We start from the raw sequence: 13,009 nt of genomic DNA, 5'->3' as shown, positions 1-13,009 counted from the left end.
TCGCTTCCTTTCAATAAGCCTTGCTTGAATGTACAAGCTCAGCTTATCAAACCATTATGAACACCGTATGAATGCCCCCTGAACGTCCACTGAATGTGCAGATCTCACTTAGCGATAACAACGCTTAGCGGAACGCGACCTGAATAGCCCCCAGCCTCAATTGCTTCAGCTGCTCCACAACTAGGCCGGCAACTTGCAGCGCACCGCGCTCCTGAAAATGCGTATTGTCCTCTACGCCATTGGGGAAATTTATAAACTCGCCTGGCGCCGCCCACATAAATACCGATTTCGTCGCTTCCGGTCCAAGCTTCTCAAACAGCTTGCGGCTTTCCTCCGCCAAGTCGATTAACGGTACGTTTTCCTCCTCGGCGAGCTCCCTCATCGCAATCAAATATTCGCCATGCGTATCGACGAGACTACCATCTGCTTCATAAAATCGCCGCTGTACGGATGTCACCAACACAGGAAGCGCCTCGCGCTGCCGGGCCCCGTCTATGTATCGCTTTAAATATTCCTTATAAGTAGTAAAAGGCTCCGTACGCCGCTCCTCATCCGGCTTCTGGTCATTATGGCCAAACTGGATCAGCAGCACGTCCCGCGGCTTCATCCATTGAAAGATTCCATCGAGTCGGCCTTCTCCGATGAAGCTTTTGGAGCTGCGCCCGGAAACCGCCCTGTTCTCAATGGCTACGTCCTGCTTGAACCATTTGGGCAGCATTTGGCCCCAGCCTGCATAGGGATAACCATCCTCCGGCTGATCCGTAACCGTTGAATCCCCAGCAAGAAAAATGGTCGGCGTTTGGTTGGAAGAAAGCACCTCGAGTGCATTAATACGCGGCGCCAATCCCGTAAAGGCCAGGCGGATTTGACCATCTCTTACCGACAAAGCGAAGCTATAGCGAATAAACTCGCCTGCTACCGTCCTTAAGCGCTGGGCAACGAGCCGACCGCAGCCCGCTTTAATCGTCGTCTCTGTAACGGTTATGGCGTCGCCGATTAATAGATTCACAGTGTAGATACCATTTTCAACATCAAGCAAAAAAGAAGTTTCCAAAGGGATGCAGAAGTCGCTGCCCATGCCCTCTGCTTCCGCCCGGCGCTTCGCCGTCACCTTCGTCACCGAGCTGAATCCATAGCCTCTGCCTGGCTCGTACAACGTAGAGTCCGTTACCTTCACATGCTCATCCCTCGCAGCTCCAATACCAAAATCAAATCGAAAAACATCTGTCATTATTGTTTTCCTCCTATAAATGATGATCAGCCGTTTCCAACTCTGGTTGTAAGTGTTCTCTAGTTGTACGCAGGACAAGCGTCCTGCCACCTGTTTTTACTCTCCTAGCGTAGTACCGTTTGCTAGCGGTGTTCCCGCCCGCTTGCGGTTGCCGATTATGAAGAGCAGCGTCCCGACGCAGCCAAAAATAGCAGCCCCGATAAGCAGTGTACTGAGCGGCACACTGTCTGACAAACCTGCGCTCAGCAATGGCCCAAGCGTGCCTCTCAAGCCGAACAGCATCAGATGGATGCCGAACACAACCGCCTCCCGGCCGGGAGCAAGCCTAAAAATATAAGCCAAAATGCCAATATCCCAAATCGCTTCGCCAATTCCCTGAATGCCGTTGCCGAGAATGACAGCAGAATAGGTACCTATAAATCCATAGAGCATCGGAACGATGGCATAGGCTGCAATGCCGCCCAATATCGTATAGCGGATATCAAAGCGGTCAATCATCCAGCCCGCAATAAAATAGGTGACCAACAATCCGATAAAATAAGCGACCCGCGCATATCCAATCTGCACATTGCTTAGTTCAAGCACCTGCACCTGAATAATTTGGTAAAGCGGGATCGACAGCATATTGCCGAAGCCTGCAAGTGATGTTGCCGCCAGCAGCACTGCAAGCTTCTTATTGCCTGACACGAGCTTCCACTGGTCCCGCAGCGAGAAGCGCGTCACGGCAGCGCCCGGAGCAACCACCCTTTTCAACGGAATTTTTGGCAGACGCAGCGTTTGGAACAGCAATATAGACAATGTCCCAGCTGCTGCTGCACAGACGAGCGGCCACGACGTACCGGACGCATCCGCCCATTTTCCGACCAAATAGGCTAGTGGGATCATAATGGCTCCCATGGCCACTCGCACATAGCCCATCAGCCTGCCTCTTACATCTGGCGGATACATGCGGGATACTAATGCTGCATAAGCCGGAGCCTGGATACCCATCAAAATTTGAAAAACGAGCGCCGTTGCCACAAACACCGAAGGTTGAGCAAACAATGCCGGCAGCAGCAGAAGCAGCCTGCCAATTAAGTTGGGAATAATCATAAATGGCTTCGGATTGTTGCTCTTCTCGATCCAATTCGCCCACAGCGGCGAGAAAATAAGGCCGATTGCCGGAGCAGCCGACAATAGCCCTACTTGAAAGTTCGTCGCTCCCTGCTGTATCGCAAACGGCATGTAAAACTGGTTAAGCACGACATTAAACAAGCTGAATAATAGGGATGCGCCCACATCAATTTTAGCGTTGTACCATACACGGGGAGTCATTTGCATGCCAAATTTATGCAATCGGGCTTTCGTTTCCATCTTCTGCTGCTTCCTTTCGAATCTCTTCATTTTTCCAAAGAGTGTTCATTCATTCTTTTACTCTCATTAGAGCAAAATTCAACAGGAAGCGCAACAGAAGATTTTTGCAAAAAAAAGAGAAAGCTCCAGCCGCTAGCTGGCTTTGAGCCTTCCCTATTGCCTTATAATGTTGCGGCGATGAGCACGAAGCACACAACGGAAATGCCCGTGTACAGCCATGCGTTCGTTTTGCTGCAGGTTTTGCTGGTCCAGATGCGGTACAAATAAATGATCGTGACGATGACAGAAATAGCCGTAATCCCGCTTAGCAGCAAGCCCACCCAATCTGCTCCCGAGCTGGCCGCCTCACCGTGATGCCTATGCATGCTGCTTTCCATTGCTATACTTCCAGTCAACAGCAGTGGCAGCAGCAAATGAATGCCGTGAATGACAAGGGGAAGCAGCATCCCTCCAATAGACAGTAGCGAGGTTCGCGGCAGCTTTTGCTTCGTAATGGACAGCCCACTCCCTTCTGGAAAAATAGGTTCCTCCCTCATACTTACAATCAGGAAAACTATTTTATGCAAAAGGAGCATTATTTTTCAATCTTTATTTTCGTGGTTAACAAAAATGGTTTCCAATGAAGTATGTTCAACCTCTATCCGAAATAGGTCTAAATGATAGCGAACTGCTCCATTGACTATATGAGGAATTACGCCTTCGTTTGTTATGTTTAATTCCACCCATTCATTGTTCCATGCCGCAATTTCTGCGAATTGGTTCACTTCATTCATCCATAGTTGAAATTCATTCTCAGTATTGGATTGATATTTAATTTTTAGCCGAACATGCTCATCATGAGACTGCTGCAGCTCCTTCATACTTCCTATTTTCTCAATTTTCCCTTTATGAAGTATAGCGATACGACTGCACACTCTTTCCACCTCATCAAGGTTATGCGAGGTCATAAACACAGTGGTTCCTTGTGAGGCCCATTTTAAAATTAAATCTCGAATTATAATAGATGACTCAATATCGAGCGTTGAGGTAGGTTCGTCAAGAAAGAGCAATTCAGGAGAGCCAATTAAGGCTTGAGCGATACCTAATTTCTTTTTCATTCCTAACGAGAATTTGCCTACTTTCTTATTAGCATGCTCTCCTAAGCCAACTTCCTCTAACAATTTGAGCATCGCTTTCTTGTTTGTCCCAAAGCCTTTAATGCGAGCGAAAAAAAACATATGCTGCAGGGCAGTCATGTCATTATAATAATTGCTATTATCAGGCAGAACACCCATTCGTGATTTAATTCGATTTAAATTTTGGTAAGGTTGGTCAAAGATTTCTATACTTCCGCGAGTAGGTTTTAAAATTCCCGTCAACATATTTATCGTAGTGCTTTTCCCGGCCCCATTCCTGCCTAGAAAGGCAAAAATCTCACCCTTATTTAGCGAAAAGCTAATTTCATCCACTACCTTGTGATTTCTATATTCCTTGGTTAATCCGTCCACTTTTAGTATAGTCATCTGAACTAGAGTTCCTTTCTTTCAAAAACGATAATGGAGATGATTAACATAAGAGCAACCTCAACAACTGTTAAAGCAATAAAGCGATAATCATCCATTGCAATATAATAAGGCAGCGCATAACTTAAAATATTGGCTATAACCGTTTTGTTAAATAAACTCCAAATCCCTACACCTGGAATGACAAGCCCACCGATTAAACTGATAAGTACCGTATAGCTATGCTTCGTAATGATAGTCGACATCATGATCGCTACTCCAGAATGAAAGGCTATGAAAACCCACAATACAATTAGTGGAGTAATATGAAAAGTCTGAGTGCTGATAGAAATACACGCAAAGGTGATTAAAGTAACGCTTGCCCAAAAAGCAAAAACGGAGATAAACTTTCCAATTATTACGTTTCTCCGAGAAGTTTTTGTAATGAGAAGCCTTATTCTTTGCAATTCAATATCCCGGTTCACAATATCATGGGATAATATGTAGATAAACAATGCCCCGAACAAAATAAAAATAAAGGATAACCCCGCAAGCTCCGTTCCTTGAGAACCTCCAGCTGCCTCTGCCAAAAATGTACTGCTTGAAGCATACTGAGCGGCCAAAATAGATACGGACGTTACAAATAGGATGACAAGAATAGATTTCACGCCTTTTATTAGCCCCAGATACTCTTTTAAAACAATTCCGAACATAATGTCCTCCTGTATTATATTTACTTCATCAAATCTATTTTAAACGTTTTCATTTATATCCTCGGAAGTGATAATTTGATTTTGCAAAGCAAATACAGCAGCTCCGACCCGAGTAGCTACGTTAAACTTTCCAAGTATGGACGTTACATGATAATCAACCATTCGCTTCGAAATATACAAAATGGAGGCGATCTCTTTATTAGGCTTTTCCCTGCAAATGAGCAACAATATTTTCTTCTCCGTTGCGCTCAATTCCATTTTTATACAGTTTTCCTTTCTCTCAAAAATACTCTACCTACGAAACCTAATAATGCCGCGCCTCCAAATAGGAATCTCAGCGTCTGTGTCTCTTCATAAAAAAAGATTCGGCAACAAAGATAACCTACTATCCCAACAAAACTTAGCACTTCAAAAACCCTTCTCATTTCCCCCACTCCTTTCATACATTTAGACAATCAATACATAATTAATACCATATTTTTATTTAAATTTCAATCTTTTAGCAATTAATAAATTTCACAAAAATTTCACTTTTACCGAAAAACCCGGCGCTTATATCCTTCTAAACTTAACTTTTTGGGTCTAGCGATAAGATCTACAAGGAATAATTCCACAGTACTACCTCTATCAAAATCAAGAAAACAAAAGTCTTTTAAATGTTTTTATTGAATTTTTAACCAATTAATTGCGCATATGCGAAATTTACCAAATTGTAAAATAAGTATACTATTATACCCAGGTGAAGTCAGAGGGGGAAATTAGAGGAGATGAATATATGATCGTAAAAATTATTGCCTATATTATTAAATTGGGTTCAAAAGCTTGGGATGTAATCAAAGGGGTTATTGGGTCAGCATGGAGCAGCTTTAAAGCAGCATGGGATGCTGGCGTATGGCAAGCCACTCAATGGCTGATAGAAAAATCCGTATATGTTGAACTCATTTTTGAAGCTTTGAAAGCTGCTTTCGGAGATAACTAAAAAAGCCCAGCGCCACGAACGCTGAGCAAAAAAGTGATGAGATAAGACCAAAAAAACTCCCTCTGGCTTACCTTTAATAAATTATTATAAGGATTGGTATAAACTATGTCAATGAATACAACATCGCCTCCTCCTCTTATTGATGTAAGAAATGTATCTAAAAGCTTTGGCAAAAAACTTGTATTAAACAGAATCAACTTTACTATGCCGGCACCCTCCATTTATGTATTAAGAGGAGCAAATGGCGTTGGCAAAAGTGTATTCCTAAAATGCTTGCTTCATTATGAACGAATTGACGCTGGAATTATAGAAATTGCCGGCAATCCTTTATCTGACCGTATAAGTCTAAGATCAAACACTTTTTTCATTTCATCTGACCATCAGCAATTTATCGAGCTGTTGACTCCAAACGAATTTTTTCATTTTCTTAAGGAAATTTATATGATTCCTTATGAACGAATAGAACAAGTGAACCATCTTGCAGAGGATTTAAATGTCTTAAGCGAACTGGATACTCTTTTCTCAAAGCTTTCCTTTGGAACTAAAAAGAAAATCCAGTTCATAGCAGCCATGCTTATATGTCCAAAGCTTCTCGTCTGTGATGAGATTTATGAGGGCTTAGATACTGATGCCGTGCTTTTTATTCAACAAGCTTATCAGCATAGAAAATTACAAGGTATGGGAACCCTTCTTACTACACATATTCGTAATTATGGTGAAGAGGTTGCCGATCTTATTTTTGAACTTATCCATAATGGTATTCATGTAGTGAAAGAGGATATTATATGAATCTGTCTGCTTTCAGAAAACTTTTATCCATTGCTTATGACGATCGTATTTCAAATGTAACGAAACAAGCCATCATTGATTTTTGCAACCTTGGCTTTTTTATGAGTCTCATCCTTATAGGCATCACAAATTTTGGAACAGCAATAACTATAGAATATTACATCGGCATCCATTTGGCTCTAAATTTAATTCTTTTATTTTTCACTGCTGCCATTTTGAAAAGCATCCCTACGCTAAGCAAATTTGTTGGTTCTATGCCAATCAAGCCTGCTGCTTATTTTTATAAGGTTTATTTCGTTAGCTCCTTAAAGCTTTTTATTTTATTAGAATATCTTATTGCAGCTTTAATTTTACTTTGGAATGATACCAGTTTGAAAACTGTGATTATATTCGTTATATTGTTGGAAGCAATACGATTTTTACGACTTTATTTCGAGTTTTTATTGGGATATTTAAAAAGTTTACCTGGTTTGAGTATTTGGTTTTCAATTTTGTTTTTTTCATGCTCCACACTACTGTACGTACTAAACAAAAAGCAAATGCTTAGTCTATCTATTTTTCAATATTCACCTTCATTTGCTGCTTATATTATTATAATTTTAACCATTTTAGGCTTACTCACAGGCCCGCTACTCGCTGCTCAACAAATGAATCAATTCAACCGAAACGCAATATTTTATTTCAATTTCACAAGTAAACTTATGAAACTCTCTACCCGTATGCTCTATTTAAATAAACATACAAAGGCAATGTTAACTACTCACATAACCCGCTTGCTTAGAAATTCTGACTATATGGGTAGAATTATTCGTATTTTTACTGTTGTAACTCTTTTATCCTGCTTTAACGATGTAGTTCTAGCTCCTTTTTTTAATATGCCCAAGGCTGCATTTGTAGATATTCCTTACATGATATGTCTTGTTACATTTCTAACCCTACAATTAGAATATCCTATATTTAAAAATTCTTATTTATTTGAGTTCCCCATTAAAAACAGGAAAATAAATCTTATTATTGATTTAATCGATGCTTATATTTTAGTTTTATTTTTAATATTTTTAATGCTTATCGAATTTGCTACAGGAACTAGTGCCATTCAAATGACAGGTGTTATTTTTTTATCTTTTTTCAGTTTTTACTTCATCAGTAGAAGTATATCCATTCCGCAAAAAAAATTATCTAACATAAATAAATTATTTTATTATTTTCAATTTTTCATCCTTTCTATTCCCTTAAAAATAGTTATGGACTATGTCCCTGCTTCAAAATGGTATATTCACTTGATTGTATTTTTCATATGTTTATCCTTATATTGTATAAGGAAGGAAATATTTATTCGGAAGCGAAATTAAGTAGACATGCTGCAATTAGAATAAAGATGTTACTCTTCTATACATATTTGTCGAATACCCGACAAATACGTTTGCAGCACAAGCTGCAGCGATTCGTCCAATTGATAGGGCAAGCCGAAGCCGCCTTTCTGCTCGATTGAGCTAAATCCATGCAGCAGGCTGCGCAAGCCGCGGACGATATGAATCGCCGTCTCATGCTTTAAGTTGTAGCGATCAAGCAGATTAATAATGAGTCCGATCAGCTGCTCGCTAATTGCTTTAAATTCAGCATTATCCTGCGATTGAGCCGGAACTGTCGCCTCGTAAACACCCGGATTCGAGCGGGCATAAGCAATATAGGCTTTGCCCGCCGCATAAACGGCGTCTTCCCCTGTCAGCCCTTCTACCGCTTTACTCATCTGCTCGTTCAATTCACGCAAGCCATAAATGGCTAACGCCAGTTTCACTCCGCCCAAACCGTCTATGTGGTTGTATAAGGAGGGAGAGCGAATGCCCAGCTTCTGTGAAAGCGATGCCATCGTCACTGCTTCGAGCCCTTGCGTATTGGCAATTTCTGCGGCTGTCCGAACAATCGTCGGTAAATCCAAGCCTATTCTTGGCGACATATCATCTTCTCCTTGCTGTTGTGAAATCAGTATCCATTATATCCGTGTGCTGTTTGCTCTAATGTACCATAGAAGCAGCGAGCTTGCGTTCAGCCACTTTGATGGCCTGCTCCATTGCGACCACCGGGTCAACAAGCAGGTTGCCATGTCCAACTGCCAGCAAAGACGGTTTCAGCGCAAGCAAGCGCTGAGCGCTAAGCAGCGACTGCTGCTTATTCCAGGTTGCCCATGCCGGAAATGGAAACAACGGCCGAACTTGTCCGCTTACTGCAAGGCCCCCGCGCAATTGAAAAGCGTCACCGGCAATCAGCTCGCCGCCTCTCGTATCGAGGAAAGCCATGGAGCCAGGCGTATGTCCCGGCGCTGCAACCGCCAGCAGCGAGCCGATACGATCGCCGTCTTGCAGAAGCAGGTCCGGCTTCGTTGCTACATTTTTCGGCACACCACCTTTAATTGGGGTAATCGGCTCACCTGGCTCCAATGAACGGTCTCCACGCAGCAATCGCGCATCTCTCGCCGATATCGCTACAATTGCATCTGGCAGCTGTGCTTTTAGCTTATCCAACGCGCCAATATGATCATCATGCGCATGCGTCAGTACGATTCGCACAATCGGCTTGCCGAGCTTGTGTGCTGCCTGCATAATCGCTTCGGCATTATTCGGCAGTGCTGCATCAATCAGCGTCAAGCCGTCCTCTTCTTCGATCAAATAGCAATTTACAGGAAATACATGGGGCAAGTAGGTCAACTGATAGATATGCTGGTGTCTAGTCATTCTCACAATGCATCACTCCTCGTTAGTTTGTGCTGGCTGCGCCAAAACTAATATCATTAGTTTTATAATAACTAATGATATTAGTTTTGGCAACATGTTTATTATTTCACTTCCATCGTCTACTTTTTTTAAAACTCTCACGCAAAAAACTTATACAGCATTAAAATCAAAAAAAGCTTATCCGCAGCGGATAAGCTTCTCTTCTGGGCTTCAGCCCATTTTATTTCGTCCAATCGAAATCCATTGCCTGCAAAAAGGCTCTCGCCAGCACCGCATGGCCTGCTGCCGTCGGATGTATGCGATCCCACGCCAAGGTAGCGGAATACAGATGGGCCAGCACTTTATTAAATGCCGCCTGTGTATCAATGAACAGACAGCCCGTTTCATCTGCAATACGGCGCACAACAGCACCATATTCGTCCATCGTGCGGCGCATCGCATCCTGCTCATTGCTTTCCAGAAAGAAAGGCGTCATCAGCACGATACCGCTGCTGGCAACCGGCTTCGCCTGCGCTACGAACTCGCGCAGCGTTTGCTCGTACTCCTCGATATATACATGCCATTCCGTAATAAACGGCGTATCATATTGGCGCCAAACGTCATTGATGCCGATCATGATCGAAAGAACGTCCGGTTTTTTATCCGTCACATCCTCCTGCCATCTCGCTTTCAAATCACGGACCGTATGCCCGCTCGTTCCCATGTTTACTACGCGAATGCCGAGCTCCGGATATACCGCTTGCAGCAGCGCATCTACCTGAGCTACGTAACCTCTGCCAAGCGCGCCGAACAGTCCCTCGCCATCCTGCTTGTTCCGATCGCAATCCGTAATCGAGTCCCCAATGAACAACAGCTTCTGCCCACGTTCCAGCCTCACCCTAATCATTCCCCTTATTTTCACGATTAGCCTTGCGTCTCGCGCCGCTTGAACTGCTCTGGCGATACACCGACGAACTGCTTGAACATTCTGCTGAAATGAGCTAAATGCTTATAACCAAGGCGATAGCAAGCTTCTGTAACCGTGACGGACGGTTCCATCAAAAAGATGATTTTCGCCTCATTGATCCGCCTTCGATACACATAGTGAAACACCGTTACACCCGTCACATCCTTAAACAGCCTAGCGATATACGACTTGCTTAGATGAAGCCTTTCTTCCAGCTGCTCCATATGCAAATCGTCTGTATAGCTGTGCTCCAGCAAAGAAATGATGCGCTGAACCGTCTGCTCCTTATCCGTAGAAAACTCTTGCCGTTCCCTCAGTGGCTGCTCGCATAAACCAAAAATAAAATATAATAGATCAACAAAGGCAAGCAGCAGGCGGTTGCTGCCTATCGCATCGCCCCGCTGCTGATGCACATGCATTTGAGCCAGAAGCCGCTCAGACTCTTCCTTATGCTCGCCTCTGAGCCGCAGGCGGTGGTTGCGCAGCTCCTCAAACGGTTCCATGACATTAAGCGCCTGCGGCAGCTCCAGCAGCGGGCGCAGCAGCGAAGGCTCGAAATGGACAATCGAACGCACATAAGGAACCGAAGGGTCGATTTTGGCGCAATGCAGGGTCATGCCGAACAAAATCATCAAATCGCCCGGCTGCATATGATATATTTGATCGCCTATCAAATAGTTGCATTTTCCTTCATGAAAATAATAAACCTCATAATAGGTATGCGAATGAAAAATAGGTTCAAGCGGTGTTTGGATTTGGTAGCTGAAATCGATCATTTTAACCTTGCGACTGCAGTCCGTTAATATAGCGGACAAAATGACGCAGCATGTCTGGAGACTCCGCAAATTCCTTGCTGAAATCTTCAATGCCGAGATAGCCGTAGTAGCCGACAGCCTGCAAATCCTCAATGATTTGCTTCCACGGCACTACCCCTTTAGCAAGTCCCGTCCAGTCTGCCTTCCAGCTAATGCTGCCATCCGTTTCCTCTGGGCCAGCTTGCCAGCTCGCATTTTTCACATGCACATGTGCCAAATACGGACCTAGCAGCTCTAGCCCCATCCGGTAGTTTTCAAAGCCTTCGTAAACCATGTTGCCGGGATCGTAAAGTACGCCAATACAATCTGGGTCCAGCCCTTCGCATAGCCGATAAGCCGCGGAAGCGCTTGCCGCAATCGTCTGATGATGGGTCTCGACTAAGCCTTTAACGCCATACTTCCGGCATAGCTCCTGGGTTTGCTGCAAATACGTCCGTGCCAGCGTGAACAGCTCGCCGAATGGCCTTGTGCGGTCATAACTCGGAACACCAACCCGGATAAAGGACGCCCCTACCCGCTTCGCCGCTTTCAGCACCTGCTCGGTAGCCTCCAAATCGCCAGCGGTAAGATATGGGGTCAGGCTGAGCGTTGTCAGTCCATGATCAGCCGCAGCCTTTCCGAAGCGGCCCAGCATGTCATCTCCGCCTGAAGGGAAAATCGTACAACGGTTGTTGCCCCAGAAAGAAGGCTCCTGACTCGCCACAGCCGCATCGGGCGCTTCCTTGTAGCGCCATTCTACAGCATGAATTCCCGCCTCTTGCGCCGCGGCTGCCAGCTCCTCGGGCCCCAGCTCCGGTGTTGCTACCGTAAATACAGACAATTTCATCATCGATTCACCCTTCTCCCTTCCTCGAACCCTATTGTATGCTTTGCTCCCTCCGCTCCTTCCCTATTCGACCCGGACAGCCTGCAATTGCGCCTGCAAGCTCAGCTCTGCCGCTTTAAACGTATGCGCCTGCGTCATCGCAAGCTCCGTGCCATTCAAGCAATCAAGAATAAGCGCTCCAAAATAAGGGAATCCTACCTTGTCCTTCACATCAATTTTTTGCTCGCCGCCTCCATTCACGAGGAACAGATGGTCGCTGCCACCTCTCGTCAAATCGACATATTTGCGCAGCTCGATATAGCCTTCTGTGCCGAGAATAATCGTCCGCCCATCTCCCCAAGTAGACAAGCCATCCGGTGTAAACCAGTCCACGCGAGAATAATGAGTAGCCCCGTTGTCGCCAATCATTGTAACGTCACCAAAGTCCTCAAGCTCTGGGTATTGCTTGTTATTGTAATTAGCTATTTTGCTGGATTGCACCGTCGCATCCTTGCAGCCGGCGAAATACAGAAACTGCTCAATTTGATGGCTGGCAAGATCACAAATAATGCCGCCGTACTGTTCCTTATTGAAGAACCAGTCAGGCCTAGCCGCTGCATTCAAACGATGCGGTCCCAACCCCAATACATTCAGCACACGACCAACAGCTCCGTCCTTCACAAGCTGCCCAGCGAACTCTGCGGATTCCACATGTAAGCGTTCGCTGTAATAAACTGCATAAATTTTGCCTGTAGCCGCCGTTACTTTACGCGCCTCAGCCAACTGCTCAAGCGTCGTAAACGGCGCTTTGTCGGTAAAATAATGCTTGCCATGCTTCATAACCTCGACGCCAAGCGGGCCGCGCAAATTCGTTATCGCCGCTGCTGCAACGAGCACCACTTCCGCATCCTGCAAAATTTGCTGCTTCGATTCCGCCGGGCGAACCTCAGGATAGGCGCGTACAAACGCTTCTACCTTCTTCGGGTCTGGATCATAAACCCACTTGAGTGTACCGCCCGCTTCACGAAGACCATTACACATGCCATAGATATGTCCATGATCAAGCGACAAAGCAGCGAATACAAATTCTCCCTCTTTAACTACTGGCTTTGGCTTGCCTTTCGGGGCATAGTTCATTCCATTTGCTGTTGACATAAAATATTGC

General features: G+C 44.7%; 15 protein-coding genes. 3 read left to right on the top strand and 12 right to left on the bottom strand.

Features of this window, described 5'->3' with window-relative positions:
• Window positions 1-124: 124 nt before the first annotated feature.
• The 6 genes from MHB80_RS07025 to MHB80_RS07000 form a co-directional block, all read right to left on the bottom strand.
• Entirely contained in the window at window positions 125-1,231 is a 1,107-nt protein-coding gene (locus MHB80_RS07025) for a rhamnogalacturonan acetylesterase (RefSeq protein WP_341281493.1), read from the bottom strand.
• Between the two features lie 96 nt (window positions 1,232-1,327).
• Entirely contained in the window at window positions 1,328-2,584 is a 1,257-nt protein-coding gene (locus tag MHB80_RS07020; RefSeq protein WP_341281492.1) for an MFS transporter, read from the bottom strand.
• Between the two features lie 161 nt (window positions 2,585-2,745).
• The gene (locus MHB80_RS07015) at window positions 2,746-3,120 is read right to left on the bottom strand and encodes a hypothetical protein (RefSeq protein WP_341281491.1); all 375 of its coding nucleotides are present in this window, start codon (window positions 3,118-3,120) and stop codon (window positions 2,746-2,748) included.
• Window positions 3,121-3,165: 45 nt separating this feature from the next.
• Complete coding sequence (locus tag MHB80_RS07010; RefSeq protein WP_341281490.1) at window positions 3,166-4,086, bottom strand: ABC transporter ATP-binding protein; 921 nt, start codon at window positions 4,084-4,086, stop codon at window positions 3,166-3,168.
• Between the two features lie 5 nt (window positions 4,087-4,091).
• Window positions 4,092-4,778: a hypothetical protein gene (locus tag MHB80_RS07005; protein WP_341281489.1), complete on the bottom strand. Its 687-nt coding sequence runs from the start codon at window positions 4,776-4,778 to the stop codon at window positions 4,092-4,094.
• Window positions 4,779-4,817: 39 nt separating this feature from the next.
• Complete coding sequence (locus MHB80_RS07000) at window positions 4,818-5,036, bottom strand: LuxR C-terminal-related transcriptional regulator (protein WP_341281488.1); 219 nt, start codon at window positions 5,034-5,036, stop codon at window positions 4,818-4,820.
• A gap of 517 nt (window positions 5,037-5,553) precedes the next feature.
• Here MHB80_RS07000 and MHB80_RS06995 point away from each other — a divergent pair.
• The 3 genes from MHB80_RS06995 to MHB80_RS06985 all read left to right on the top strand — a co-directional run bounded on the left by MHB80_RS06995 (window position 5,554) and on the right by MHB80_RS06985 (window position 7,898).
• Complete coding sequence (locus MHB80_RS06995) at window positions 5,554-5,757, top strand: hypothetical protein (protein ID WP_341281487.1); 204 nt, start codon at window positions 5,554-5,556, stop codon at window positions 5,755-5,757.
• A gap of 105 nt (window positions 5,758-5,862) precedes the next feature.
• Window positions 5,863-6,546 (top strand): ATP-binding cassette domain-containing protein, encoded by a 684-nt coding sequence (locus MHB80_RS06990; RefSeq protein WP_341281486.1) that lies wholly within the window; start codon window positions 5,863-5,865, stop codon window positions 6,544-6,546.
• A complete protein-coding gene (locus MHB80_RS06985; protein ID WP_341281485.1) occupies window positions 6,543-7,898 on the top strand; it encodes a hypothetical protein in 1,356 nt (451 codons plus the stop codon). Before MHB80_RS06990 ends, MHB80_RS06985 begins: the two co-directional genes overlap by 4 nt.
• Before the next feature lie 29 nt (window positions 7,899-7,927).
• On the opposite strand, the gene MHB80_RS06980 is transcribed toward MHB80_RS06985, so the two are convergent.
• From MHB80_RS06980 to MHB80_RS06955, 6 genes are all read right to left on the bottom strand, one after another.
• Window positions 7,928-8,503, bottom strand: coding sequence for a WHG domain-containing protein (locus tag MHB80_RS06980; protein WP_341281484.1), 576 nt, complete (start codon window positions 8,501-8,503; stop codon window positions 7,928-7,930).
• A 58-nt stretch (window positions 8,504-8,561) separates the two neighbouring features.
• Complete coding sequence (locus MHB80_RS06975; protein ID WP_341281483.1) at window positions 8,562-9,284, bottom strand: MBL fold metallo-hydrolase; 723 nt, start codon at window positions 9,282-9,284, stop codon at window positions 8,562-8,564.
• 214 nt (window positions 9,285-9,498) lie between these two features.
• Window positions 9,499-10,155: an SGNH/GDSL hydrolase family protein gene (locus MHB80_RS06970; RefSeq protein ID WP_341281482.1), complete on the bottom strand. Its 657-nt coding sequence runs from the start codon at window positions 10,153-10,155 to the stop codon at window positions 9,499-9,501.
• A gap of 26 nt (window positions 10,156-10,181) precedes the next feature.
• Window positions 10,182-11,000: an AraC family transcriptional regulator gene (locus MHB80_RS06965; protein ID WP_341281481.1), complete on the bottom strand. Its 819-nt coding sequence runs from the start codon at window positions 10,998-11,000 to the stop codon at window positions 10,182-10,184.
• Window position 11,001: 1 nt separating this feature from the next.
• Window positions 11,002-11,865: a sugar phosphate isomerase/epimerase family protein gene (locus tag MHB80_RS06960; protein ID WP_341282885.1), complete on the bottom strand. Its 864-nt coding sequence runs from the start codon at window positions 11,863-11,865 to the stop codon at window positions 11,002-11,004.
• 63 nt (window positions 11,866-11,928) lie between these two features.
• Window positions 11,929-12,999, bottom strand: a complete 1,071-nt coding sequence (locus MHB80_RS06955) for a Gfo/Idh/MocA family oxidoreductase (protein ID WP_341281480.1) — start codon at window positions 12,997-12,999, stop codon at window positions 11,929-11,931.
• Window positions 13,000-13,009 lie beyond the last annotated feature (10 nt).

Origin of the sequence: Paenibacillus sp. FSL H8-0537 (genome assembly GCF_038051995.1) — a bacterium.
In the GTDB taxonomy this organism is placed as follows: domain Bacteria; phylum Bacillota; class Bacilli; order Paenibacillales; family Paenibacillaceae; genus Pristimantibacillus.
Note: the sequence above shows the minus strand (reverse complement) of the source record. Positions and strands in the feature narration are given on the sequence as shown.

Coding starts and splice junctions, on each gene's coding strand:
- MHB80_RS07025 (WP_341281493.1), bottom strand. CDS start 1,231: ATGACAGATGTTTTTCGATTTGATTTTGGTATTGGAGCTGCGAGGGAT.
- MHB80_RS07020 (WP_341281492.1), bottom strand. CDS start 2,584: ATGGAAACGAAAGCCCGATTGCATAAATTTGGCATGCAAATGACTCCC.
- MHB80_RS07015 (WP_341281491.1), bottom strand. CDS start 3,120: ATGAGGGAGGAACCTATTTTTCCAGAAGGGAGTGGGCTGTCCATTACG.
- MHB80_RS07010 (WP_341281490.1), bottom strand. CDS start 4,086: ATGACTATACTAAAAGTGGACGGATTAACCAAGGAATATAGAAATCAC.
- MHB80_RS07005 (WP_341281489.1), bottom strand. CDS start 4,778: ATGTTCGGAATTGTTTTAAAAGAGTATCTGGGGCTAATAAAAGGCGTG.
- MHB80_RS07000 (WP_341281488.1), bottom strand. CDS start 5,036: ATGGAATTGAGCGCAACGGAGAAGAAAATATTGTTGCTCATTTGCAGG.
- MHB80_RS06995 (WP_341281487.1), top strand. CDS start 5,554: ATGATCGTAAAAATTATTGCCTATATTATTAAATTGGGTTCAAAAGCT.
- MHB80_RS06990 (WP_341281486.1), top strand. CDS start 5,863: ATGTCAATGAATACAACATCGCCTCCTCCTCTTATTGATGTAAGAAAT.
- MHB80_RS06985 (WP_341281485.1), top strand. CDS start 6,543: ATGAATCTGTCTGCTTTCAGAAAACTTTTATCCATTGCTTATGACGAT.
- MHB80_RS06980 (WP_341281484.1), bottom strand. CDS start 8,503: ATGTCGCCAAGAATAGGCTTGGATTTACCGACGATTGTTCGGACAGCC.
- MHB80_RS06965 (WP_341281481.1), bottom strand. CDS start 11,000: ATGATCGATTTCAGCTACCAAATCCAAACACCGCTTGAACCTATTTTT.
- MHB80_RS06960 (WP_341282885.1), bottom strand. CDS start 11,865: ATGAAATTGTCTGTATTTACGGTAGCAACACCGGAGCTGGGGCCCGAG.
- MHB80_RS06955 (WP_341281480.1), bottom strand. CDS start 12,999: ATGTCAACAGCAAATGGAATGAACTATGCCCCGAAAGGCAAGCCAAAG.